At 73.2% G+C, this 22,468-nt stretch carries 22 protein-coding genes; 16 read left to right on the top strand and 6 right to left on the bottom strand.

All coding sequences use genetic code 11. From position 1 onward, the window contains the following. Positions 1-12: 12 nt before the first annotated feature. From AB0M03_RS26115 to aroA, 11 genes are all read left to right on the top strand, one after another. Entirely contained in the window at positions 13-510 is a 498-nt protein-coding gene (locus AB0M03_RS26115; RefSeq protein ID WP_363494888.1) for a flavin reductase family protein, read from the top strand. Between the two features lie 21 nt (positions 511-531). After that, positions 532-1,566: a hypothetical protein gene (locus AB0M03_RS26110; protein ID WP_363494886.1), complete on the top strand. Its 1,035-nt coding sequence runs from the start codon at positions 532-534 to the stop codon at positions 1,564-1,566. 165 nt (positions 1,567-1,731) lie between these two features. Next, the gene (locus tag AB0M03_RS26105) at positions 1,732-3,279 is read left to right on the top strand and encodes an FAD/NAD(P)-binding protein (RefSeq protein WP_363494884.1); all 1,548 of its coding nucleotides are present in this window, start codon (positions 1,732-1,734) and stop codon (positions 3,277-3,279) included. Positions 3,280-3,318: 39 nt separating this feature from the next. Beyond that, on the top strand, positions 3,319-4,119 hold the full coding sequence (locus AB0M03_RS26100; protein ID WP_363494883.1) for a class II aldolase/adducin family protein: 801 nt from the start codon (positions 3,319-3,321) through the stop codon (positions 4,117-4,119). Positions 4,120-4,165: 46 nt separating this feature from the next. Continuing rightward, positions 4,166-4,804: an NAD(P)H-binding protein gene (locus AB0M03_RS26095; RefSeq protein WP_363494881.1), complete on the top strand. Its 639-nt coding sequence runs from the start codon at positions 4,166-4,168 to the stop codon at positions 4,802-4,804. Positions 4,805-4,949: 145 nt separating this feature from the next. Further along, entirely contained in the window at positions 4,950-6,200 is a 1,251-nt protein-coding gene (locus AB0M03_RS26090; protein ID WP_363494879.1) for a multidrug effflux MFS transporter, read from the top strand. A 166-nt stretch (positions 6,201-6,366) separates the two neighbouring features. Then, the gene (locus AB0M03_RS26085; RefSeq protein ID WP_363494877.1) at positions 6,367-7,761 is read left to right on the top strand and encodes a class II 3-deoxy-7-phosphoheptulonate synthase; all 1,395 of its coding nucleotides are present in this window, start codon (positions 6,367-6,369) and stop codon (positions 7,759-7,761) included. After that, positions 7,761-8,135, top strand: coding sequence for a chorismate mutase (gene aroH / locus AB0M03_RS26080; RefSeq protein WP_363494875.1), 375 nt, complete (start codon positions 7,761-7,763; stop codon positions 8,133-8,135). The genes AB0M03_RS26085 and aroH overlap by 1 nt, the downstream gene beginning before the upstream one ends. Continuing rightward, positions 8,135-9,298 carry a prephenate dehydrogenase gene (locus AB0M03_RS26075; protein ID WP_363494947.1) on the top strand — a complete coding sequence of 388 codons (1,164 nt, stop codon included), beginning with the start codon at positions 8,135-8,137 and terminating at the stop codon, positions 9,296-9,298. The genes aroH and AB0M03_RS26075 overlap by 1 nt, the downstream gene beginning before the upstream one ends. 14 nt (positions 9,299-9,312) lie before the next feature. Then, on the top strand, positions 9,313-9,783 hold the full coding sequence (locus AB0M03_RS26070) for a type II 3-dehydroquinate dehydratase (RefSeq protein WP_363494873.1): 471 nt from the start codon (positions 9,313-9,315) through the stop codon (positions 9,781-9,783). After that, positions 9,780-11,018 carry a 3-phosphoshikimate 1-carboxyvinyltransferase gene (aroA, locus tag AB0M03_RS26065; protein WP_363494872.1) on the top strand — a complete coding sequence of 413 codons (1,239 nt, stop codon included), beginning with the start codon at positions 9,780-9,782 and terminating at the stop codon, positions 11,016-11,018. Before AB0M03_RS26070 ends, aroA begins: the two co-directional genes overlap by 4 nt. 49 nt (positions 11,019-11,067) lie before the next feature. Here aroA and hisC read toward each other — a convergent pair whose 3' ends face one another. The 3 genes from hisC to gap all read right to left on the bottom strand — a co-directional run bounded on the left by hisC (position 11,068) and on the right by gap (position 14,215). Continuing rightward, the gene (hisC, locus tag AB0M03_RS26060) at positions 11,068-12,141 is read right to left on the bottom strand and encodes a histidinol-phosphate transaminase (protein WP_363494871.1); all 1,074 of its coding nucleotides are present in this window, start codon (positions 12,139-12,141) and stop codon (positions 11,068-11,070) included. A gap of 28 nt (positions 12,142-12,169) precedes the next feature. Next, positions 12,170-13,069, bottom strand: a complete 900-nt coding sequence (locus tag AB0M03_RS26055) for a pyridoxamine 5'-phosphate oxidase family protein (RefSeq protein WP_363494870.1) — start codon at positions 13,067-13,069, stop codon at positions 12,170-12,172. A 138-nt stretch (positions 13,070-13,207) separates the two neighbouring features. Further along, positions 13,208-14,215: a type I glyceraldehyde-3-phosphate dehydrogenase gene (gap, locus tag AB0M03_RS26050; RefSeq protein WP_363494868.1), complete on the bottom strand. Its 1,008-nt coding sequence runs from the start codon at positions 14,213-14,215 to the stop codon at positions 13,208-13,210. A 304-nt stretch (positions 14,216-14,519) separates the two neighbouring features. Between gap and AB0M03_RS26045 the strand changes: the two genes are divergently transcribed. The 4 genes from AB0M03_RS26045 to AB0M03_RS26030 all read left to right on the top strand — a co-directional run bounded on the left by AB0M03_RS26045 (position 14,520) and on the right by AB0M03_RS26030 (position 18,627). Then, positions 14,520-15,281, top strand: a complete 762-nt coding sequence (locus AB0M03_RS26045; protein ID WP_363494866.1) for a helix-turn-helix domain-containing protein — start codon at positions 14,520-14,522, stop codon at positions 15,279-15,281. Positions 15,282-15,412: 131 nt separating this feature from the next. Further along, the gene (locus tag AB0M03_RS26040; protein ID WP_363494864.1) at positions 15,413-16,183 is read left to right on the top strand and encodes a class I SAM-dependent methyltransferase; all 771 of its coding nucleotides are present in this window, start codon (positions 15,413-15,415) and stop codon (positions 16,181-16,183) included. Then, positions 16,180-17,847, top strand: coding sequence for an AMP-binding protein (locus AB0M03_RS26035; RefSeq protein ID WP_363494862.1), 1,668 nt, complete (start codon positions 16,180-16,182; stop codon positions 17,845-17,847). Before AB0M03_RS26040 ends, AB0M03_RS26035 begins: the two co-directional genes overlap by 4 nt. Before the next feature lie 183 nt (positions 17,848-18,030). Beyond that, complete coding sequence (locus AB0M03_RS26030; protein ID WP_363494860.1) at positions 18,031-18,627, top strand: TetR/AcrR family transcriptional regulator; 597 nt, start codon at positions 18,031-18,033, stop codon at positions 18,625-18,627. On the opposite strand, the gene AB0M03_RS26025 is transcribed toward AB0M03_RS26030, so the two are convergent. From AB0M03_RS26025 to AB0M03_RS26015, 3 genes are all read right to left on the bottom strand, one after another. Then, positions 18,525-18,998, bottom strand: a complete 474-nt coding sequence (locus AB0M03_RS26025) for a LysR family transcriptional regulator (protein ID WP_363494859.1) — start codon at positions 18,996-18,998, stop codon at positions 18,525-18,527. The genes AB0M03_RS26030 and AB0M03_RS26025 overlap by 103 nt on opposite strands. Before the next feature lie 60 nt (positions 18,999-19,058). Continuing rightward, entirely contained in the window at positions 19,059-19,988 is a 930-nt protein-coding gene (locus tag AB0M03_RS26020) for a ScbA/BarX family gamma-butyrolactone biosynthesis protein (protein ID WP_363494857.1), read from the bottom strand. A gap of 369 nt (positions 19,989-20,357) precedes the next feature. After that, the gene (locus tag AB0M03_RS26015; RefSeq protein WP_363494855.1) at positions 20,358-21,002 is read right to left on the bottom strand and encodes a ScbR family autoregulator-binding transcription factor; all 645 of its coding nucleotides are present in this window, start codon (positions 21,000-21,002) and stop codon (positions 20,358-20,360) included. 293 nt (positions 21,003-21,295) lie between these two features. Here AB0M03_RS26015 and AB0M03_RS26010 point away from each other — a divergent pair, with 293 nt between their 5' ends. Continuing rightward, positions 21,296-22,462, top strand: a complete 1,167-nt coding sequence (locus AB0M03_RS26010; protein ID WP_363494853.1) for an oxidoreductase — start codon at positions 21,296-21,298, stop codon at positions 22,460-22,462. The last annotated feature ends 6 nt before the right edge of the window (positions 22,463-22,468 follow it).

Below are 22,468 nucleotides of genomic sequence, written 5' to 3'. Positions count from 1 at the left end.
CAGGAGGCGGTAATGAACCACGATCTACGCAGTGTCATGCGCCACTTCGCCACCGGGGTCTGCGTCGTCAGCACCTACACGGACGGCGCCGACGGCCGCCGGCACGACGCCATCACGGTCAACTCGCTGACGTCGGTCTCGCTCGACCCGGCGATCATCACGCTCTGCTTCCGCCACGACTCGCGGTTCCTCGCGGACCTGCGCACGGCCGGCGTGTGGGGCGTGTCCATCCTCGACGGCGACTCCGAGGGCTACGCCCGGGCGTTCGCCAAGGATCCCCAGTCGCGTCAGGTCTCGCTGACCGAGGCCGCACACAGCTTCGGCGAGGCCACCGGCGTGCTGCTGCTCGAGGCGGCGGGCTGGATGGAGGTCGCGTACCGCGACGAGCTGGTGATCGGCGACCACGTGATGGTGATCGGCGAGGTCGTGAAGCTCGGCGCCGCCGACTCCACCGCGCCGCTCATCTTCCTCCAGGGCGGATTCCACACCCTCGAACTCACCCGTTCCTGAGACAACGGAGATCGCACCACCATGAGCACGTCGAAGAACGCGTACAAGAGACCCCTCATCGCCTCCTCGGCCGCGGCCGCGCTGCTCGGCACCGCCGCACTGCTGGCGCCGGCCGCCACCTCGGCCGACGCCGCGACGACCGCCGCGGACACCACGCCGGTGAAGGTCTGTCTGACCGGAAACACCAGCACCACCGCCGAGTTCAACGTCACGCTGCCCAAGGTGGCCGTCGACCCGGTGCTGCAGGCGACCCCGTCGTACCTGGGGCCGTGCGCCTCGTACGGCGCGCCGAGCGCCCTGGGCAACGGCAACGTGCGCACCTACGCGCAGCAGGAGCCGAACGGCAAGCCGCTCTCGATCGGCTTCGTCTTCCCGAAGTCGACGCTGCAGAACCTGCCGACGACGATGACGGACCAGCACCACTGCTACGACATCAACGGCAACGGTGCGATCGACGAGCACACCGAGTGCATGGGCGGCCACGAGCGCCCGCTGGACCTGCCGGCGGCGCTCACCAACACCGCCGACATCCCGTACAAGTGGGCGCTGCTGAACTACAACTCGATGGGCCACGGCCCCGAGGGCATCTACGACACCCCGCACTTCGACTTCCACTTCTACGTGCAGCCGAAGGCGGAGCGGGACGCGATCCGCCCCGGCCCGTGCGCGCTCGCCATCAACTGCGACGACTTCGCCACGGCCACCAAGCCGATCCCGTCGCAGTACATGCCGAGCGGCTACATGGACAACGGCGTGGCCGAGGTCGCGATGGGCAACCACCTGATCGACCAGAGCTCGCCGGAGTGGCACGGCCAGAAGTTCACCCAGACCTTCATCTACGGCGCCTACGACGCGAAGATCAGCTTCCTGGAGCCGATGATCACGAAGGCGTACCTGGACGGCCTGGCCACCGGCGCCTACCAGAGCGGATGCTTCCCGATCAAGCAGCCGCAGGCCTGGCAGGTGGCCGGCTGGTACCCGAAGGACTACTGCATCAAGTACCGCGCCAACCGCAGCGACTACATCGTCTCGATGGAGAACTACCAGCACAGCTGAGGCTGAGCCATCGATCAGGCAGGGCTCTCCCCCGCCCTGCCCCGCGGCCCGGCACCGGGGGACATCCCCGCTCCCGGTGCCGGGCCGAAACCACAGGCCGTTCGGATACGCGGAGGAGACAGCGCATGGACGGCGCCGGACATCCACGAGTGGCAGGAAACTGACATGTCATCGGCGATCTCACTCGCAGTCATCGGAGGCGGGGCCTCGGCGGTCTGCCTGATCGACGCCCTGGCCCAGCGGGACACCGTCCCGGGCAGCATCACGGTCTTCGAGCCGTCGCCGCACCTGTGGCGCGGCCGGGCGTACCAGTCCGACACCACCACGGTGCGGGTCAACGCAACCCCGGACGACATGTCGGTCCGGGCCGGGGACGACCGCCACTTCGAGCGGTGGCTCATGACCAGGGACCGCATCCTCGGACTGCCCGAGGGCGTCACCGGCCTCGACCCCAGGGCGGGCGCCCGCTTCGCCCCGCGCACCGAGTACGGGGAGTACCTGGAGCAGACCGCGCACGCCGCGCTCGCCAAGCTGCGCCTGCGCGGCTGGCGGGTGGACCTGGTGAGCGAGTCCGTCACCTCGGCCAACCTCGCCGCCGGCCGCGCCATGCTCCGCACCAACGAGGGCCGGGTGCGCGCCTTCGACTACGCCGTGCTGTGCGTCGGCGGCGACAGCCCCAAGGACGTGTACGGGCTCACCGGCTCCCAGGGGTTCATCGGCGACCCGTACCCGATCACCCAGAAGCTCCAGGCCGTCGGGCCCGACCAGCACGTCGCGGTGATCGGCAGCGGCCTGACCGCCGTGGACATCATCATCTCGCTGGCCTCCCGCGGGCACCGCGGCCGGATCAGCCTGCTCTCCCGGCGCGGCATGCTGCCCGGCGTCCGGCAGAAGCCGGTGCACTTCGACCTGAAGCACGTCACCCCGGAGAAGATGCAGCGCCTGTCGCGGCGTCAGACCAGCCTGCGCATCCAGGAGCTCGCCGACCTCATCGGCAAGGAGTTCGCCGAGTCCGGCGCCGACCTGACCGCGGTGATCGAGGAGATCACCGGCGCGCACCGCGAGCACCCGGTGGAGCGGCTGCGCCGCCAGCTGTCCGAGGTCGACTCGCCCGACCTGGGCCTGCGCATCCTCCAGCGCGCCGTGCCGGACACCGGCCCGGACATCTGGCCGCTGCTCTCCGAGCGCGACAAGGTCGAGCTGCTGCGCACCCACTACCGCACCATCATGAGCCTCTGCTGCCCCATGCCGCCGAGCAGCGCCACCGAGCTGCTGCGGCTCGCCGACGAGGGCCAGCTGTCCATCGTCTCCGGCCTGCAGGACGTCTCCGCCGGCCCCGAGGGCGGCTACACGATCGAGACCTCCGAGCAGGACGCCTTCCGCGCCGACGTGGTGATCAACGCCGTCAACGCCTCCGAGGGCAAGATCCCCAACGCCGCCGCACCGCTCGTCAACTCGCTGACCCGCAACCGGCTCGCCGACCGCCACCCGCACGGCGGACTGCACATCGCGCGGGCGACCAGCCGGCTCTCCGTCGAGGGCCGGCCCGAACCTCGCTGGTACGCCCTCGGCAACATCGCCGCCGGGACGCTGTTCTTCACCTTCGGCATCCCCTCCCTGGTGGACCGGAGCCAGGACATCGTCCGCGCGGTCCTCGCGCACTCCGACCGGATCGCAGGCCTGCGCGCCGAGCGCGTCCTGCAGAGCGCCTGACCGCGCCCCGACCGAGCCCACAGCCAAGGAGAGCACCCCGTGACCACGACCACCCCGAGCTACCTGGCGGACACCGCCACCGGCCTGCCGCTGCCCGGCGACGCGCAGTTCGCCACCGCCGCCGAGGAGCGCCGGTACCGCAAGCAGCGGCTCACGGCCGCCCTGCGGCTGTTCGGCAAGTACGGCTTCGGCGAGGGCATATCGGGCCACATCTCGGTCCGCGACCCCGAACTGCCCGGCCACTTCTGGGTCAACCCGTTCGGCGTCTCGTTCAAGCGGGTCACCGTCGGCGACCTCATCCTGGTCGACTCCGACGGCAACGTGGTGGAGGGCAGGCACAAGGTCAACCCGAGCGCCTTCGTCATCCACTCCGCGATCCACGACATGAACCCGGACGCCGAGGCCGCCGCGCACGGCCACACCGCCCACTCCCGGGCGCTCGGCGCGCTCGGCCGGCTGCTCGAGCCGATCGACCAGGAGTCCGCGGCCTTCTACGGCAAGCAGGTGCTCTACACCGAGTACGAGGGCCCCTCGGTCGCCGTCGAGCAGGGCAAGGACATCGCGCAGAAGCTCGGCGACAACCGGGCGATCCTGCTCCAGCACCACGGCCTGATCACGGTCGGCGGCTCGCTGGAGGAGGCCGTGCACTGGTTCTTCACCTTCGACAGCTGCGCCGAGGTGCAGTTGCTCGCGCTCGCCGCCGGCACCCCCAAGAGCTTCACCCACGAACAGGCCGTCTCCGCCGGCGCCGGCTTCGGCGACGCCCAGCTCGGCCGCTTCAGCTTCCAGCTGCTCTGGGACGAGATCGTCCACGAGCAGCCCGACCTGCTCGACGAGTGACGACCCGTCGGACACCCCGCACACCCCTGCCACACGAGGAGTGGTCATGAAGGTTCTGCTGTTCGGAGCGACCGGGAACATCGGTGCCGCGATCGCCGCCGAACTGGTCTCCCGCGGACACGAGGTCACCGGGGTGACCCGGTCCGGCGGCTCCGGCGCCGACTCGGCCGTCCCGCTCGTCGCCGGTGACGTCGCCGACGCCGAGCAGGTGGCCGAGCTCGCCCAGGGCCACGACGCGGTCGCCTCCGCGGTCGGACCGCGGATCGGCTCCGACGACGACCGCACGATCCTCCTCGGCGCCACCGAAGGACTCGTCGCCGGCCTGCGCAAGGCCGGCGTGAAGCGCCTGGTGGTGCTCGGCGGCGCAGGCAGCCTGCGCACCGCCGACGGCACCCGCGTGGTGGACGACCCGCACTTCCCCGACCTGTGGAAGGCCAACGCCCTCGCCCAGATCGAGGCGCTCGAACGCTACCGCGCGGTCGACGACCTCGACTGGACGTACATCTCGCCGGCCAAGCTGATCGAGCCCGGCGAGCGCACCGGGGTCTACCGGCTCGGCGGAGACGACCTGCTGGTCGACGCCGAGGGCCGGACCCGGATCAGCATCCCGGACTACGCGGTCGCCTTCGCCGACCAGCTCGAAGGCGGGCAGGCCCTGCGCACCAGGGTCTCCGTCGCGTACTGACGCCAGCCGCGTCACCGGGCCGCCGGTCCCCCACCCGGCGGCCTGCACCTCGAATCAGCACCACCGGCCCGACCGGCCGCCGGCGACCGTCCCCACGGTGACCGCGCGGCCGGACGGGCCACCACCCCGGAGGGAACCCGAAACCATGTCATCCACCGACGCCCGGGCCAAGGGCGGCGGCGCCGTCGTCGCCATCCTCGGCGCACTCACCGCCCTCGGCCCGCTGTCCAACGACACCTACCTGCCCGGCCTGCCGGACCTCACCCACGACCTGAACGCCAGCGCCTCCGCCGGCCAGCTCAGCCTCACCGCCTGTCTGCTCGGCCTCGGCCTCGGCCAGCTCTTCGCCGGCCCGATCTCGGACGCCGCCGGCCGCCGCAAGCCGCTGCTGTGGGGCCTCGCCGTCTACACCGTGGCGGCGCTGCTGTGCGCCGTCGCACCGAACATCTGGCTGCTGGTCGCGCTGCGCGCGATCCAGGGCCTCGGCGGTGCGGTCGGCATCGTGATCGCCGCCGCCGTCGTCCGCGACAAGCACGAGGGCGCCGCGGCCGCCAAGTACTTCGCGCTGCTGATGCTGATCACCGGCCTGGCGCCGGTGCTCGCCCCGGTGGCCGGCGGCCAGCTGCTCCGCTTCACCTCCTGGCACGGCATCTTCACCCTGCTCGGCATCCTCGGCGCGCTGATGCTCGCCGTCGTCGCCGTCGCCCTGCCGGAGACCCACCCGGTGGAGAAGCGGCGCACCGGCGGCCTCAGGGCCACCGGCCCGGTCTTCCGCAAGCTGCTCTCGGACCGCGTCTTCGTCGGCTACAACCTGGCCTGCGGCCTGGCGTTCGCGGCGATGTTCGCCTACATCGCCGGCTCGCCGTTCGTGCTGCAGGACATCCACGGCATGTCGCCGCAGGGCTTCAGCGGGGTGTTCGCGGTCAACGCGGCCGGCCTGGTGGTCTGCGCGCAGATCTGCGGCCGGATCGTGCACCGCACCGGCCCGCGCCCGCTGCTGGCCGTCGGCCTGACCGGCTCCGCCGTCGGCGGCCTCGGCCTGCTCGCCACCGTGCTCGCCGACGCGGGCCTGGTGCCGCTGCTGGTCGCGCTGTTCGTGGTGGTCTCCAGCGTCGGCCTGGTCATGCCGACCGCGACCGCGCTGGCCCTGCAGGAGCACGGCGACTCGGCCGGTTCGGCCGCCGCCCTGCTCGGCCTGTCCCAGCACATCATCGGCGCGGCCGTGGTGCCGCTGGTCGGCCTGGCCGGCGAGTCCACCGCGGTGCCGATGGGCATCGTCATCGCCGTCCTGGGCTGCGGCGCGCTCGCCTCGTTCGCGGCGCTGACCCGCTCCTCGGGCGCAGCCCCGGCCGCCGCCGGCGCGGACTCCCGCACCGAGCAGGCCGCGCACGCCTGATCCGCCACCCCCGCCCCGCCGGGCCGACGCCCGGCGGGGCGGCCCCCGCTCCCCCTCCCCCGGAAGCACCGAAAGTCCCCCGGAACCACTGAAAGACGGGCGTCGCGCCCCCAGTCGCCTCGCACGCTCTGCCGCACCGCGTCCATTTCACGAGCCGGAGATCGTCATGCCGTTCGGTACCTCGACCCACGTCCTGCCCCGGGAGGAGTCCTGGCGGACCCTGCCCGCCGCCCAGCAGCCGGAGTGGCCCGACCCCGCAGCCCTGGAACAGGTCTGCGACGAGCTGCGCACCTACCCGCCGCTGGTGTTCGCCGGGGAGTGCGACAACCTGACCGCCCGGCTGGCGGCCGTCGCCCGGGGCGAGGCCTTCCTGCTCCAGGGCGGCGACTGCGCGGAGACCTTCGACGGGGTCTCCGCCGACCAGATCCGTTCCAAGCTGAAGACCATGCTGCAGATGGCCGCGGTGCTGACCTTCGGCGCCTCGGTGCCGGTGGTGAAGGTCGGGCGGATCGCCGGCCAGTACTCCAAGCCGCGTTCGCAGCCCACCGAGACCCGCGGCGGCGTCACCCTGCCCTCCTACCGCGGCGACTCGGTCAACGGACTGGAGTTCACCGCCGGTGCCCGCACGCCCGACCCGCAGCGGCTGCTGCGGATGTACCACTCCTCCGCGGCCACCCTGAACCTGGTCCGCGCCTTCATCTCCGGCGGCTACGCCGACCTGCGCGAAGTGCACTCCTGGAACCAGGACTTCGTCCGCACCTCGCCGGCCGGCCAGCGCTACGAGCAGCTCGCCGAGGAGATCGACTCCGCGCTCTCCTTCATGCGGGCCTGCGGCGTCGACCCGACCGAGCTGCACCGCACCGAGTTCTACACCAGCCACGAGGCGCTGATCCTGGACTACGAGTGCGCCATGTCGCGCCTCGACAGCCGTTCCAAGGACCGCTACGACGTCTCCGCCCACATGCTGTGGATCGGCGAGCGCACGCGCCAACTGGACGGAGCCCACCTCGAGTTCGCCTCCAAGGTGCGCAACCCCATCGGGGTCAAGCTCGGCCCGACCACCACCGCGGACGAGGCCCTCACCCTGATCGACCGGCTCGACCCCAGGCGCACCCCCGGCCGGCTCACCTTCATCACCCGGATGGGTGCGGAGAAGATCCGCGACCTGCTGCCCTCCCTGGTCGAGAAGGTCACCGCCGAGGGCGCCAAGGTCGCCTGGGTCTGCGACCCGATGCACGGCAACACCTTCACCGCCTCGACCGGCCACAAGACCCGCAGCTTCGACGCGGTCCTGGACGAGGTCTCCGGCTTCTTCGACGTGCACCGCGCCCTCGGCACCCACCCCGGCGGCATCCACGTCGAGATCACCGGGGACGACGTCACCGAGTGCGTCGGCGGCGGCTTCGGCCTGGTCGCCGAGGACCTCCACCAGCGCTACGAGTCCGCCTGCGACCCCCGGCTCAACCGCAGCCAGTCGCTCGACCTCGCCTTCCTGGTCGCCGAGATGTACCGCGGCCGCGGCACCGCCGCCGGCATCAAGACCCTGCAGGCGGTGATCTGATGCGCGCCGTCCGCGGAGCGATCCAGGTCGACCGGGACGACCCGGCGGAGGTCATGGACGCCACCCGGCTGCTGCTGGAGGAGGTCATGGCGGCGAACTCGCTCGTCCCCGACGACCTGGTGTCCATCCTCTTCACCGCCACCCCCGACCTGCGCAGCGGCTTCCCCGCCCGGGCCGCCCGCGACCTCGGGCTGACCGACGTGCCGCTGATGTGCGCCCAGGAGCTGGACATCGACGGCGGCCTGCCGCGCACCGTCCGGGTGCTGGTCACCGCCGAGACCCCGCTCACCCGCGACCGCATCCGGCACGTCTACCTCGGCGGCGCCCGGGCGCTGCGCCCCGACCTGGGCGACCGGCTGGCGGGTGCCCGGTGATCCGTACCGCCGCGGTGGTCGGGGCCGGGCTGATCGGCACCTCGGTGGCGCTCGCACTGAGCCGCCGCGGGGTGCTGGTGCACCTGATCGACACCGACCGGGACGCCGTCCGCACCGCCGTCGCACTCGGCGGCGGGGTGGACTGCCCGCCGGAGCAGCCGGTGGACATCGCCGTCCTCGCCGTGCCGCCGAGCGCGGTCGGCCGGGTGCTGGCCGACCATCAGGCCCGCGGCCTCGCGTACGCCTACACCGACGTGGCGAGCGTCAAGCACGAACCGGAGCAGGCCGTGATGGGCGGTGCACCGGACCCGAGCCTGTTCGTCGGCGGCCACCCGATGGCCGGCGGCGAGCGGTCCGGGCCGCTGGCCGCCTGCGCCAACCTCTTCGAGGGCCGCACCTGGGTGCTGACCGCCTGTGAGCACACCTCCCGGGAGACGCTGAACCGGGCGCTGGCCGTGGTCGCCATGTGCGGCGCGGTGCCGGTGGTCATGGAGAGCACCGCGCACGACCGGGCGGTCGCCCTGGTCTCGCACGCACCGCACGTGGTGGCCGCACTGATGGCCGCCCGGCTGGAGAACGCCCCCGAGGAGGCGTCCCGGCTGGCCGGCCAGGGCGTCCGGGACATGACCCGGATCGCCGGCGGCGACCCCGGCCTGTGGGGCGACATCCTGGAGTCCAATGCGACGGCCGTCGCCGACGTGCTCAGCGAGCTCGCCGACGACCTCGCCACCACCGTCCGCGCACTGCGCGGCCTCGCCGAGGTCGACGCGGCGAAGCGGGCGGAGGAGATGACCCGGGTGATCGACCTGCTGGGCCGCGGCAACGCCGGCCGGGCCCGGCTGCCCGGCAAGCCCGGCGCCGCGGGCGGCGCGGTGGTGCCGGTGGTGATCGGCGACCGCCCGGGCGAGCTCGCCCGGCTGTTCGCCGCCGTCCAGGAGACCGGGGTCAACATCGAGGACGTCTCCATCGACCACTCCACCGGCCGCCCGAGCGGCCTGGTCGAAATGGTGGTGGCGACCGACACCGCGGGGCTCCTCGCCGACCGGCTGCTGGCCGCCAACTGGACGGTGCAGCGGGTCCGCCCGGTGTACGCCTCCCTCCGCTCCGCCGGGTCGGCGGACCGGGGCTTCGGACCCGCGGACCGGGTCTCCGTGCCGAGCTGACGAAGGAGCCGTCGGTGACGCTGGTCTACGTGCTCAACGGCCCCAACCTGGCCCGGCTCGGTCTGTCCGAGCCGGGCCCGGGCGGCCGCCCCGCCTACCCGGAGCTCGTCCGGGCCTGCCAGGAGACCGCCGCCGAACTGGGTCTGCGCGCCGTGGTGCTGCAGACCGACAGCGAGGCGGAGCTGGTCGGCTGGCTGCACCGGGTCGCCGAGGAGGCGGCCCCGCTGGTGCTCAACCCTGCCGCGTTCACGCACTGCTCGTACCCGGTGCGGGACGCCCTGGCGCTGCGGCGGGCACCGGCGATCGAGGTGCACCTGTGCAACCCGTACGCGCGCGAGCCGTTCCGCCGGATCTCGGTGCTGTCCGACGTGGTCGACGGCACGGTGACCGGCCTCGGGCCGGACTCCTACCGGCTCGCGCTGCACGCCGTCGCCCGCCTCACCGGGGCGGGCACCCACCCGGAACGCCGAGGAGCCACCGCGTGACCACCACCGCCCGAGGGGCGACCGCCCGCATCCCGGGTTCCAAGAGCATCACCAACCGGGCGCTGCTGCTCGCCGCGGCCGCCCTCGGGCCCAGCCGGCTGCGGGCACCGCTGGTCAGCGAGGACACCGTGGCCTTCCGGCGGGCGCTCGAGGAACTCGGCGTCAAGGTGGCCGAGGAGGAGGGCGACTGGGTGGTGCACGGCACCGGCCGCGGCCCGCACGGGCGGGCCCGGATCTGGTGCGAGGACGCCGGCACCGCGGCCCGCTTCCTGCCGGTGCTCGCCGCGACCGGCTTCGGCCGGTTCGAGGTGGACGGCACCGAGCAGCTGCGGGCCCGTCCGCTCGGCCCGCTGGTCGACGCCCTGGTCCGGCTCGGCGCCCGGGTGGAGGCCGCCCCCGGCGGCCGCCTGCCTCTGGTGGTCCGCACCGAGGGGCTGCAGGGCGGCGAGATCGCGCTCGACTCCACCACCAGCAGCCAGTACCTGACCGGCCTGCTGCTCTCCGCCCCGCTGATGCGGAACCCGCTGACGGTGCACGCGGCGGGCCTGGTGAGCCGCCCGTACATCGACATGACGGTGGCCCTGATGCGGCGCTTCGGCGCCGAGGTGACCGAGGGCCCGGGCGGACGGCTCCGGGTGGGCGGCGCCTACCGGGCCACCGACCTGCGGATCGAACCGGACGCCTCCACCGCCTCGTACGTCTTCGCCGCGGCCGCGGTGACCGGCCGGACGGTGACCGTGCCGGGGCTGGGCCGCGACAGCCTGCAGGGCGACCTGCGGTTCGCCGAGGTGCTGCGGAAGGCCGGCGCCGAGGTGGAGATCGGCCCGGAGGCGACCACGGTGACCGGGGCGGGGCAGCTGCGCGGCGGTTTCGAGGTCGACATGGGCGACATCTCCGACACCTTCATGACGCTGGCGGCGATCGCACCGCTGGCGGACGGGCCGATCACCGTCACCGGGATCGGGCACGCCCGGTTCAAGGAGTCGGACCGGATCGCCGCGGTCGCCGGCAACCTGCGGCGGCTCGGCGTCCAGGTGGCGGAGGGCCCGGACCGGCTCACCGTGCGCCCCGGCCCGGTCTCCGGCGGCACCGTCGACTGCCACCGGGACCACCGGATCGCGATGTCCTTCTCGGTGCTCGGCCTGAAGGCGCCGGGCATCCTCCTGGACGACCCGGCCTGCGTCGGCAAGACCTTCCCGGAGTTCCACACCGAGTTCGCCCGCCTCTTCGCCTGACCGCACCACGTAGGGGGCGCCACCCACCGGGTGGCGCCCCCTACTGCTGTCAGTGCCGCCAGGCGGCGGCCGCCCGCAGGACCACGTCGTCGGCCTCCGGCTCGCCGATCGTGATCCGGACGCCGTCCGCGCCGTACGGGCGGACGAAGGCGCCGAGTGCGGCGCAGGCCGCGGTGAACTCGGCGGTGCGGTCGCCGAGCCGCAGCCAGACGAAGTTCGCCTCGCTGTCCGGCAGCGCGAAGCCGCTCTCGCGCAGCGCCGCGGTGACCCGGGCCCGTTCCTTCACCAGCAGTTCGACCCGGGTGAGGAGCTCCTCCTCGGCGGCGAGCGAGGCGAGGGCGGCGTCCTGGGCGAGCTGGCTGACGCCGAAGGGCAGCCCCACCTTGCGCAGCACGGCCGCCACCTCGGGGTGGGCGACGGCGTAGCCGATCCGCAGGCCGGCCAGGCCGTAGGCCTTGGAGAAGGTGCGCAGCACCACGACGTTGCCGCGGGTGCGCTGGAACTCCATGCCGTCGGCGGCCTCCGGGTCGCGGACGAACTCGACGTACGCCTCGTCCAGCACCACCAGGACGTCGCGCGGGACGCGGTCGAGGAAGCGCTCCAGTTCGGCGCGGCGGACGACGGTGCCGGTGGGGTTGTTGGGCGTGCAGAGGAAGACGATCCGGGTGCGTTCGGTGATCGCGTCGGCCATGGCGTCGAGGTCGTGGCTCTCGTCGGCGCGCAGCGGCACCCGCACCGAGGTGGCCCCGCAGACCTCGGCCATGATCGGGTAGGCCTCGAACGACCGCCAGGCGTACAGGACTTCGTCGCCGGGGCCGGCGGTGGCCCGGACGAGTACCCGGCCGACCGCCACCGATCCGGTGCCGAGCACCAGCCGGTCGGCGGGGACGTCCAGGCGGTCGGCGAGGGCCTCGGTGAGCGCGGTGCAGGCCGGGTCGGGGTAGCGGTTGATCCGGTCGGCCTGCCGGCGGACGGCGGCCGACACCGAGGGCAGCGGCGGGTAGGGGTTCTCGTTGGAGGAGAGCTTGAGGTGCTCGCCGTCCCGGCCCGGCGAGCGGCCGGGGACGTAGTCCGGGACGGCGGCCAGCTCGGCTCTGAGCCGGGGGGCGTCGTAGCGGCTCATGGCGGGTACCTCCTGCGGTCGGGCCCGATCAGGTCGGGTTGAAGGGCGAGGGGGCGGCGAACTTCCAGCGCAGCGTGGTGAAGTCGCGGACCTCGACCACCTGCTCGACGTCGAACTCGACCAGCCGCAGGGCACCCTTGACGGCCTGGGTGCGGCTCTCGTCCCAGTCGATCCGGGCCTTGCCGGTGACGTGCAGGGCGTGGCCGGCCTCCCAGTCGAGGAAGGTGAGGCCGCAGGCGGGGTCGAGCTGGAGGTTGCCGAGGGTCATGTAGAAGGAGTTGCCGAAGTAGTCCGGCCAGACGATCCTGTTCGGCGCGGGGACCTCGACGAAGCCGGGTGCGCCGCCGCGGTGCGAGGCGTCGGCGCCGTGCTGCGGTGCGCGGCTGGCGATGAAGAAGGTGTCGGCGCCGGTGATCCAGCGCTGCTGGTCCTCGTCGAGGACGGCCGAGCGGCGCACGGTCGGGGCGGCGGCCTGCGGCGCGTCCGGGCGCAGCACCCGCTGCTGCAGGTACTTGGGGCAGTTGCCGAGCACCTGTTCGGTGGTGACGACGAGCGTGTCGCCGTCCCGCTGCGCGACGCCGTTGATCCGGATGCGCTGGCTGGTCTGCGGTTCGATGGCGAGCATGCCGATGTCCCGCTGCTCGTCGAAGACCTTCTCCAGCGGGTCGCCGGGCACCGGCAGGGCCTTGACGTGGATGGTGTGGCTGCCGACGGCGCCGGCGAAGCCGCGCGGGCCGGTGAGCACGGTGGACCAGGCGGCGCCGTCCCCGTCCACGCCGCCGACCACCAGCATCCGCTGGCGGCGCAGGAACATGTCGAACGGCGGCGGGATCGCGGCCTCGAACATCGGCGAGCCCCAGCCGGGGTGGCCCTCGCCGGCCCGCTGCTGCACCGCCTGCTCGCCCTCGTGGTACGGCGTCTTGACCATCGGTCGGCCCTTTCTGTGCGGGTGTTCGTGTCCGGTGCGGCGCTCGGCCGACCGTCGTCCGGTCGGTTCACGGGCGCGGGCCGGGCGCCCGGGGTGCGCCCCCGGGGCCCGGCCCGCACGTGCGGTCGGCGGCGCCGGTCAGGCGTGCTTGCCGATCAGCAGGACGGTGTCGACGACGCGGTTGGAGAAGCCCCACTCGTTGTCGTACCAGCCGGCGACCTTCACGGTGGTGCCGTTGATGACCTTGGTCAGGCCCGAGTCGAAGATGCAGGACGCCGGGTCGGTGACGATGTCGTTGGAGACCAGCGGCTCGTCGCTGTACCGCAGTACGCCGGCCAGCGCTCCCTCGGCGGCCTGCGCGAACAGCGCGTTGACCTCCTCGACGGTGGTCTCGCGGGCGACGGTCACGGTCAGGTCGGTGACCGAGCCGACGACGACCGGGACGCGCAGCGCGTAGCCGTCGAGCTTGCCGTTGAGCTCCGGCAGCACCTGGCCGATGGCCTTCGCGGCACCGGTGCTGGTGGGCACGATGTTGCCGGCGGCGGCGCGGGCCCGGCGGAGGTCCTTGTGCGGACCGTCCTGCAGGTTCTGGTCCTGGGTGTAGGCGTGCACGGTGGTCATCAGGCCCTGCTCGATGCCCAGGCCGTCGTTGAGCACCTTCGCCATCGGAGCGAGGCAGTTGGTGGTGCAGGAGGCGTTGGAGACGACGCTGTGCACGTTCTCGTCGTACGCCCCGTCGTTGACGCCGAAGGCGATGGTGAGGTCCTGGTTGGTGGCCGGCGCCGAGATGATCACCTTGCGGGCGCCGGCGGCGAGGTGCGCCTTGGCCTTCTCGGCGTCGGTGAAGACGCCGGTGGACTCCACGACCACGTCGACGCCGAGCTCGCCCCAGGGCAGGTCGGCCGGGTTGCGCTCGGCGGTGACGCGGATGCTGCGCCCGTCCACGACGATCTCGCCGTCGCCGGCGGCCACCGGCACCGGCAGCTTGCCGAGCGTGGTGTCGTACTTCAGGAGGTGGGCCAGGGTCGCCGCGTCGGTGAGGTCGTTGACGGCCACGATCTCGATGTCGGCGTTCTGCTCAAGTGCGGCGCGGAAGAAGCTCCGGCCGATCCGGCCGAATCCGTTGATGCCTACCTTGATTGCCACGGGTGGGGCCCCTTCTGGGTGGGTGCACAGGGGAGCGCGCGCAGCGCCGGTGATCCGCGCGCCCGGCACTGATCTGTACCGCCGACGCTAGGCGGGCCCTGCGGGGGCCACTTGTCGGAACGCGCACGGGTTGTTGCGCCGCGGCGCACGATACGGCCGGACGGCTTCACAGCAGGGCCCGCATCACTGCTGCCGATGAAATCTGCATACCTTCCAGAAGGTATGTTTCCATGATGGAGGGGTCCGCCCTCCCGGAGCGGACCGGGTGTCGGCAAACGCGGCCTCAAGTCCCAGCGGGGGAGCCATGGATGCATTGCCCATCGAGAACGGGCACACCGAGAGCGGGCCGACCGGGCGCCCGGACGCGGACCTGCTCTCGCCACCTGCCACCGAGAACGTCAGCGAGGTCAGCCTCGGCAAGGTCCTGATCACCGTCGTCGAGGGCACCGCCCCCGAGACCGCCGGGGAGGACATCAGGATCTCCCAGTACCGCGACCGCGCGGGCGAGGCCTACCTGCGGGTCAGCTGCCCGCTGGCCGACCCGCTCGCCGTCCCCGAACTGCTGCGCCGGCTCGCCGACCAGGGAGCACTGCCGGCCGACCGCACCACCGAGCTGCTCGCCCGCGGCATCACCGGGCTCGTCGCCCAGGCCTGCGCCGACTACATGGACCGCGGCCTGGAGGCGCCCCGCCCCGCCCGCAGCTCCGGCCTCGCCCGCCGCGCCATGCTGCAGCGGATCAAGCACTTCGCCCGGGCCCGGCTCGCCGACCCCGAGCTGAAGCCGGAGATGCTCGCCCAGCAGCACCACATCTCGCTGCGCTACCTGCAGAAGCTCTTCCAGGAGCACGGCCAGAGCCCGGCCAGCTGGATCCGCGACGAGCGGCTGCACCGCAGTTGCACCGAGCTGCGCGACCCGCGGCTCGCCCACCTGACCATCGCGATGATCGGCGAGCGCTCCGGACTGTACGGCGCCTCGCACTTCAGCCGGCTGTTCCGGGACCGCTACGGCATCTCGCCGCGCGAGTACCGCCGCTACCACGCACGCCCGGCCGACGCCGCCGCCTGACCGGCACCACCACAGCCGGGGCGCCACGGCCTGACGGACCGTCCGCCGCACCGCAGCACCGCCGCCCGACACCGACCGGACCGACCCCCGGGACGACCGGCGCCGCCGGTCCCGACCGAAAGGCCCTCCCCTTGTCCAGCTTCGAATACCCAGGCGAGTTCTACGAGGTGATCCGCAAGGATTTCCGGGACCTCGCCACCGAGACCGAGTTCCTCGCCTCGTACCTGCCGCCGGGCGGCCGGGTGCTCGACATCGGCAGCGCCACCGGCGCCAACCTGCGGGCCCTCGCCGCTCTCGGCCACCCCGGCACCGGCCTCGACCAGAGCGCGTCCTTCACCGCGTACGCGGCCGCCGCGGCCGCCGAGCCGGGCGCCGCCGACGTCGAATACGTGCACACCCGCGCCGAGGAGTGGAGCACCGAGCAGCGCTTCGACCTGGTCTACAGCCTGTTCAGCACGCTCAACCAGCTGACCCGGGCCGAGCTGCGGAGCCTGCTGGAGTCCGTCCGCGGCTGGCTCTCCCCCGGCGGCCACGTCGTGGTCGACATCGGCCACCTGCTGAACTTCGTCGACGGTTACCAGCCGAACATCATCGCCCACCACCAGGGCGACGGCCTGCTGGTCACCCGGCTCGCCCGGCAGTCCGTGCACGCCCACCGGGCGGTGTGGCGCAACGAGGAGACCATCATCGCCCGCGACGGCGGCGGCACGGTCTCGATGTACGCCAACTTCTTCGACCAGACCGTCTTCACCGCCCCCGAGGTGCGCGACCTGCTGGTGGACGCCGGCTTCGAGGTGGTCGCCGAGTACGGCGGCTTCCGCAAGGAGCCCGGCCCGCGGATGGGCCGCGGCCCGCTGCTGTTCGTCGCCCGCGCCGCGTCCGGCAAGGAGGCCGCCGCATGACCGCCCCCGCCGCCACCCGGACCCTGCCGCCCGCCGTCCTCGACGGCGGCCCGGCGCCCGAACTCCCGGTCTGCAACCTCGGCGAGGCCCTGCAGCGGGCCGCCGCCCGGCCCGACGCGGGCCGGATGCACTTCGTCCGCCCGGACGGCTCCGACGCCTCGCTGGGCTACCCCGAGCTGCTCGACGGCGCCCGCCGCATCCTCACCGGGCTGCGGGCCGGCGGCGCCCGCCCCGGCGACCGGGTGCTGCTCCAGGTCCGCGAGGAGCAGGACCTGCTGGCCGCGTTCTGGGCGGCCGTCCTCGGCGGACTGGTACCGATCCCGGTGCCGCCCGGCCGCAGCGACGCCCCCGAGGCGGCCGCCCAGCAGCTGGAGTGGATCTGGGCCGGGTACCAGAACCCCTGGGTGGTCGTCGGCGACGACGGCGCCGCCGCCGGCCCGGCGATGGCCGGGTCGGGCCGCTGGCTCGGCCGCACCGGCGAGCTGCGCGCCCACGCCCCGGCCGAGGAGCTGCACCCGGCGCGCGCCGACGACCTCGCCGTGCTGCTGCTGACCTCCGGCAGCACCGGCGTCCCCAAGGCCGTCGCGCTGACCCACCGCAACATCCTGGCCCGCTCCACCGCCACCGCGGCCGTGCGGAACCTGGACGTCACCAGCCGCTCCTTCAACTGGATGCCGCTGGACCACATCGGCGGCCTGGTCATGTTCCACGCCCGCGACGTGCTGCTCGGCTGCACCCAGGTGCACGCCCGCACCGACTGGGTCCTGGCCGATCCGACCCGCTGGTTCGAGCAGATATCCAAGCACCGCTGCGACACCACCTGGGCGCCCAACTTCGCCTTCGGCCTGGTCAACGACCGGGCCGAGGAGATCGCCGGCCGCGACTGGGACCTGCGCAGCCTGCGCTACATCATGAACGGCGGCGAGTCGGTCAAGGCCCGGGTCATCCGGCGCTTCCTCGACATGCTGGCGCCGTTCGGCCTGCCCCGGACGTCCATGCACCCCGGCTGGGGCATGTCGGAGACCTCCGCCGGCATCGTCGACTTCGTCTTCGACCCGGACACCATGGGCGACGAGCGCTTCGTCCCGGTCGGCCGCCCGCACCCGGGCGTCTCGCTGCGGATCGTGGACGAGCACGACGCCCCGCTCCCGGCCGGCACCGTCGGCCGGCTCCAGGTCACCGGCGCCCCGGTGTTCTCCGGCTACTACGAGAACCCCGAGCAGAACGCCAAGTGCTTCACCGCGGACGGCTGGTTCCGCTCCGGCGACCTCGCCGTCGTCGAGGACGGCATCCTCACCGTCACCGGCCGGGTCGACGACCTGATCGCGCTCAACGGCGCCGAGTACCACGGCCACGAGATCGAGGCCCTGGTCGAGGAACTCCCCTTCGTGGAGCCGTCCTTCACCATCGTCTCGCCGTGCACCGCGGCCGGCGGCGACGAGGAGGAGCTGGTCGTCTTCTACCACCCGCGCGGCGACGTCTCCGCCGACGAGGCCGACCGCCGCATCCGCGACCTGGTCACCGAGCGGTACGGCGTGCGGCTCGGCGACGTGGTCACCCTCGCCCGCGAGGACGTGCCGAAGACCGGTATCGGCAAGCTCCGCCGCGCCGAGCTGCGCAAGCGGTACGAGGCGGGCGCCGCCGGCCGGAACGCCCGGGCCTGACGCCCCCCGCGATGCACGGCACGAGCGGCCCCCGACCCGGACCCCTGGTCGGCCGGGGGCCGCTCGCCGTGTTTATGGAGAGGGAATGGACAACAGACGGGGGTCCGGCAGAAGTGTTTGCCCTCGAACCGTGAACTGCGGTACGTGAGTTCCGGGCACAGAGGGCCGAACGGAAGGAAGCCGATGGCACAGCAGGAGCGGGCCAGGAGGACGTACGAGGCGGTGCTGGACGCCGCGGCGAAGGAGTTCGCCGCCCACGGCTACACCAACACCAACCTCGGCCATGTGGCCCAGAGCACCGGTGTCACCAAGGGAGCCCTGTACGGCCACTTCGCCTCCAAGGAGGAGCTGGCCGCAGCGCTCGTCCAACACCTGGACGACGCATGGAAGTTGATCGAGGACGGGGTCGGTGAGAACCCCGAGTCGCCGGTGGCTACCCTGAAGGACGTGACCTGCGCACTGGTCGCACGGCTGCACCGCGACATCAGGGTCAACGCGGCACTGCGGCTGCTGCTCGAGGAGGCCCAGTCCTCCAAGCGGACGCCGGCGTTCGTGTCGGACGTGGAACGCACACTGCTGCGCCTGGTCGTCCAGGCGCAGCAGTGCGGCGAAATGGACTCCGCCTATCCGGCGGAGCCCGTCGCCCAGTTGATGACCACCGTGATCTTCGGTGCGCACTACCTCGGGTCGGTGCGCGAGGAGCTGGATCTGATCACCCGGGTGCGCTCCTCCTGGGACGTGCTGCTGCCGGCCCTGGGCGCCCGCTGGGTGGTCAGCTGAAGGGTGCCCCGCTGGGCGGGGAGCCGCATGCCCGCCGACCGGGCCGCGGCGGCCCGCCCCAGCGCCGGGCCGCCGCCGGCCGGGCGCTCGGCGGCCCGGCCGGAGTGCCGGTCGGCCGCCCCGGCCACCTCGCGGTGGGCCAGGTCGGCCAGCGCCACGATCCGCTCGGCCACGGGACGCAGACGTAATCCGCTCTCGGTGAGCGCGATCCTCCTCCCCCGCCGGTCGAACAGCACGGCGCCGAGCGAGGCCTCAAGGTGCTGGATCTGCGCGGTCACGCTGGACTGCGCGTAGTTCAGCTTCTTGGCGGCCCGGGTGAAGCTCATCTCGCTCGACACCTCGAGGAACGAACGCAGGTGCTGAAGTTCCATCAGGACTCCTTCCGAGCGGGCCGGCGGGCACGGACGGCACTGCGCGCACCCGGCGGTCCGTCAGGACGTGGGGCCGCCGGTCAGGGCGGCGCGGCGGAACGTCAGCTCCGCCTCGGCGATCGTGCGGCCCGCCTGGGCCGCCGTGGCGCGCACGGTGCGCGAGCCGGGCGCCCCGACCGACGGCTGGGCGTCGAGCAGGATCGGCGCGCCGAACTCGCCGTACGCGTGGAACTCGACCCGCAGACCGGTGAGCACCTCGTCGGACGCGCCGTCGTGCGGGGCGTCCGCGAGCAGTCCGCTCTGCCGGATGGCCTCCAGCAGCAGCACGGCCTGGACGTGGTCGGAACCGTGGTCGAAGAAGGTCGGGTGGTCCTGGTCGACCCGCAGCCGCCAGCGGGCCCCGTCGCCCGGTTCGGCGGTGAGCAGCACCACGTCGTCGGGGCGCCGGCGGCCGACCTGGGCCGGGGTGGCGGCCGGACGTCCCGCGGTACCCTGCGGGAGGTCCGTTCCGGCGGGGCGGGCGCCCCGCAGCCGCTGGTAGAGGGCCGGGGCGAGGATCTCGCCGCCGATGGTCACCCGGGCACAGGGGCGGCCGGCGCCCGCGTGGACGACGGTGTGCGTGCGGAACGGCATCCGCCGCCCGACCCGGCACCCGGCCTGCATGTCGACGGCCAGGTCGAGGGTGACTTCCTGCGGAGCGGCCGCGGTGGCCCGGGCGGCCTGACAGTCTGTCAGTTCGAAGTCGAAACTCCGGGCGACGAAAGGGAGTTCCAACGGTATGCCGTAGTACTCGTGGAAGGTGAACATGGTGGCCTGGCGGACCGTCTCGATGATGACCATGCTGTCCGCGGTCCCGCCCGGTCCGGGCTGGAAGACCGCGTGGTCGCGGGGCCACTGGGCGGCCAACAGGTAGCTGTCCGCAGCGGCTCTGGCCGAATCGGTGAGGAACACCTCGGACACGGCGGCCTTGTGGACCAGTTTGCGCGACACCGTTCGATGGAAGTCGAGATCTGCGGCAACCCGCTGCCGCGGCAGCAGTCCGGCCGTCGGATGGGTCAGTTGATCCGGTGCAAAGGTGTCCATCGCGAGCCTTCCCCCACGGGGCTGTGAACGACAGGGCACTTGCCAGGGTCCGACGCTGGGACCGAAAGAAAATATACCTCCGGGAAGGTATGTTGCCAAGCGTTGACCTTCGCCAACTGCCCACCCGCACAAGGGAGAAGCGGTGGGCACCGCTCCGCACGAACGAGCCCGGAAAGGCCGCAGCCCCCACCCGGGGGCGGGGGCCGTGCACGTCACGGGGGACCGGGCCGGCGGCCCGGAAGGGCCGGAAGGCCCTGAGGGCGGGGAGGGCCGGCCCTACCGCCTCGGCAGGATCAGGTCCAGCAGCTCCTCGACCCGCTCCACCACGTCGGCGCGGTCGTGCAGGATCCACGACACGTGCTGCACTCCGAAGAACGAGGCGACGACCGTCTTCGCCAGCGCCTCCGCCGACGTCTCCGGCGGCAGTTCACCGGCCTCCTTGGCCTTCTCCAGCAGCAGCGTGTAGACGGCGATGTAGTCGACGAACGGCAGCGGCAGGTCGGCGTCGGTGATCATGCGCTCGGTCTGCAGCCGCACCGCCGCCTGCGCCATCACCTCGTCGCGCACCCGGTACGCCGTCGCCATCGTCAGCCGGCGGACGGTCTCCAGCGGCTCGAGGCCCGGGTCGTCCATCGCCTCGGTGGTCTTCGGCGCGGCCGCGTAGAAGCCCCCCACCAACTCGGCCGCCAGCGCCTCCTTGTTGGGGAAGTGGAAGTAGACCGCGCCCTTGGTGGCCCCGGCCTCCTCGGCGATCTCCTGCATGGTGACGACCTTGAAACCCTTGCGGGCGAACAGTCTTGCGGCAGCCTCCAGGACCGTCGCCCGGGTGCGCACCGCGCGCGCCTGCTTCAGCGTCGGCGCTCCCCGACCCACCGCATTGCGGACGGTACTGCCGCCGTCCGGATTCCCGCTGGCCGCCATGGCTCAACCTCCAGGGGTGCCGGCACACGGTCGTGCCGGATTTCGCGCGAATCATAACGTCCCGAAGGTATGTTCCCAATATTCTGCGACACGACGGCGCGTCGCCTTGTGCACGTGCCCTCGTGTACCTCCGTCCGCACCGACGGTGGCAGCTGCCTTCCGCCGCCCGCCGCCGTCGGCCACGCTGTCCGCGCCGGCGACGACCGGCGCGCCCGCTCCGCCCGCGACCACCGGGGCGGGGCCGTCGGGGCCGTCCCGACACCTGACGCACGTCCACGACAGGGGGAGAAAAGATGAGCATTCTGGACGATCCGCGCACCACAGCCGGGCCCGCCGCACTGCCGGGGGCCCTCGCCACCGCCGCGGACGCCCTGCGCACCACGGCACTCGGCCTGGCCGTCGAGGCCGACCGGCAGCGCGGCCTCGACTCCGCACTGGCCGAGCAGGTGACCCGCGCCGGCTTCGCCCGGCACTTCGTGCCGGGCCGATGGGGCGGCACCGAGGGCGGCTTCGCCGAACTGGTGGCCGCCGCCTCCGCCCTCGCCGAGGGCTGCACCTCCGCCGCCTGGTGTGCGGCGCTGCAGGCCGCGCACGGGCGGCTCGCCTCCTTCCTGCCGGAGGAGGGCCAGCGGGAGATCTGGGGCGACACCCCGGACGTGCCGATCGCGGCCGCCCTGGTGCCCCCGACCGGCCGGCTGACCAGGACGGCCGACGGCGGGATCACGATCACCGGCCGCTGGCGGTGCGTCAGCGGCGTCCGGCACGCGGCGTGGGTGCTGCTCGCGCTGCCCGATCCGGACGCGCTGCCGGGCGACTTCGTCATCGCGGCCGTCCCCCGGGAGGCCGTCACGGTGCACGACACCTGGCACAGCAACGGCTTACGGGGCACCGGCAGCCACGACGTGAGCGTCTCCGAGCCGCTGACCGTCCCCGCCCACCGCTGCACGGCCTTCATGGACCTGGTCCGGGAGTCCGGCCGGGCCGGCCGGGCGCGCTGCCACAGCGTGCCGCCGCGGATGGTCGCCGGACTGGCCTTCGCCGCGCCCGCCGTGGGCGCGGCGCGCGGCGCGCTGCGGGCCTGGGCGGCCCCACTGGCGGACGCGCACGGGCCGGGCGGGCCCGCCGTCAGCCCGGCGCGCTGCGAGGTGATGGCGCGGGCCTCCGCCGAGATCGACATCGCCGCCTCACTGCTCGCGGACGCCGCGGCGCGGGCCGACGCCGGACCGGTCGGCGACCGGGCGGTGGGCCACAACATGCGGGACACCGCACTGGCCGTTGAGTTCACGGTCGCCGCGGTGGAACGGCTGTTCCGGGCCGGCGGGGTGGCCGCCCAGTGGCAGGACTCGGCCCTCCAGCGGTCCTGGCGGGACGTCCACACCCTGGCCGCGCACGGCGCCCTCAGCTGGGACGCCGCAGCCGCCGAATACACCCGCACCGGCCTGGCCGCCTTCGCCGGCTGACGGGAA

It is taken from the genome of Kitasatospora sp. NPDC051914 (genome assembly GCF_040680995.1).
GTDB lineage: Bacteria > Actinomycetota > Actinomycetes > Streptomycetales > Streptomycetaceae > Kitasatospora.
This window is presented reverse-complemented; position numbering and strand designations above follow the sequence as displayed.

Bases quoted from the DNA above. Each gene is read 5' to 3' on its own strand.
- AB0M03_RS26105 (WP_363494884.1), top strand. From the start codon at position 1,732: ATGTCATCGGCGATCTCACTCGCAGTCATCGGAGGCGGGGCCTCGGCG.
- AB0M03_RS26010 (WP_363494853.1), top strand. From the start codon at position 21,296: ATGAGCATTCTGGACGATCCGCGCACCACAGCCGGGCCCGCCGCACTG.
- AB0M03_RS26115 (WP_363494888.1), top strand. From the start codon at position 13: ATGAACCACGATCTACGCAGTGTCATGCGCCACTTCGCCACCGGGGTC.
- AB0M03_RS26025 (WP_363494859.1), bottom strand. From the start codon at position 18,998: ATGGAACTTCAGCACCTGCGTTCGTTCCTCGAGGTGTCGAGCGAGATG.
- AB0M03_RS26085 (WP_363494877.1), top strand. From the start codon at position 6,367: ATGCCGTTCGGTACCTCGACCCACGTCCTGCCCCGGGAGGAGTCCTGG.
- AB0M03_RS26015 (WP_363494855.1), bottom strand. From the start codon at position 21,002: ATGGCGGCCAGCGGGAATCCGGACGGCGGCAGTACCGTCCGCAATGCG.
- AB0M03_RS26110 (WP_363494886.1), top strand. From the start codon at position 532: ATGAGCACGTCGAAGAACGCGTACAAGAGACCCCTCATCGCCTCCTCG.
- AB0M03_RS26030 (WP_363494860.1), top strand. From the start codon at position 18,031: ATGGCACAGCAGGAGCGGGCCAGGAGGACGTACGAGGCGGTGCTGGAC.
- AB0M03_RS26055 (WP_363494870.1), bottom strand. From the start codon at position 13,069: ATGGTCAAGACGCCGTACCACGAGGGCGAGCAGGCGGTGCAGCAGCGG.
- hisC (WP_363494871.1), bottom strand. From the start codon at position 12,141: ATGAGCCGCTACGACGCCCCCCGGCTCAGAGCCGAGCTGGCCGCCGTC.
- AB0M03_RS26095 (WP_363494881.1), top strand. From the start codon at position 4,166: ATGAAGGTTCTGCTGTTCGGAGCGACCGGGAACATCGGTGCCGCGATC.
- aroH (WP_363494875.1), top strand. From the start codon at position 7,761: ATGCGCGCCGTCCGCGGAGCGATCCAGGTCGACCGGGACGACCCGGCG.
- AB0M03_RS26045 (WP_363494866.1), top strand. From the start codon at position 14,520: ATGGATGCATTGCCCATCGAGAACGGGCACACCGAGAGCGGGCCGACC.
- AB0M03_RS26035 (WP_363494862.1), top strand. From the start codon at position 16,180: ATGACCGCCCCCGCCGCCACCCGGACCCTGCCGCCCGCCGTCCTCGAC.
- AB0M03_RS26090 (WP_363494879.1), top strand. From the start codon at position 4,950: ATGTCATCCACCGACGCCCGGGCCAAGGGCGGCGGCGCCGTCGTCGCC.